Origin of the sequence: Shewanella electrica, from assembly GCF_022321485.1 — a bacterium.
Taxonomy (GTDB): domain Bacteria; phylum Pseudomonadota; class Gammaproteobacteria; order Enterobacterales; family Shewanellaceae; genus Shewanella; species Shewanella electrica.
On sequence record NZ_JAKOGG010000065.1, the window covers coordinates 1 to 452 of the forward strand.

General features: G+C 60.6%; 1 protein-coding gene. It reads right to left on the reverse strand.

Annotated elements, in window-relative coordinates; genetic code table 11:
- Positions 1 to 11: 11 nt before the first annotated feature.
- On the reverse strand, positions 12 to 392 hold the full coding sequence (gene psbR / locus L9G74_RS23845) for a photosystem II protein PsbR (RefSeq protein WP_238898518.1): 381 nt from the start codon (positions 390 to 392) through the stop codon (positions 12 to 14).
- Between the last annotated feature and the right edge of the window lie 60 nt (positions 393 to 452).

The window sequence follows — 452 nt, forward strand, 5'->3', positions numbered from 1 at the left end:
TTGGGTGAAATTTAGCCGGCGAGGGCGCTGGTGTTGTAGACGAGGAGGGCGCCGCCGCCGAGGAGCCCGGCGAGGGTCACGGCCCAGATCAGAAGCCCGGTGGTTCCACCAACGTAGGTGTCACCGGTGGGAGACCATTCCTCCGGCGAGTAGATTGGGCTGTAGCCGTCGACGTTTGCGCCGTACTTGTCAACGAATTGGTACACACCCTTCCCCGTGCTCTTCCTGCCAGATGCATCAATATCGACTGACATGCCACCTCCAATCCCGTAGGGCTTGTCGGTCTTGATCTTCTTCCCACCGCTGCAGACGATGGCGAAGGAGGATCCCCGGCGGGAGATGGACGGAAGGCCCTTGGCCCGGGCCGGCGCCACCAGCGGCGAGGTGATCATGGATGTTGCCATCCTCAGCTTCAGCTCAAATTTTTCTGCACCTCACTCTCACTGTTCTAC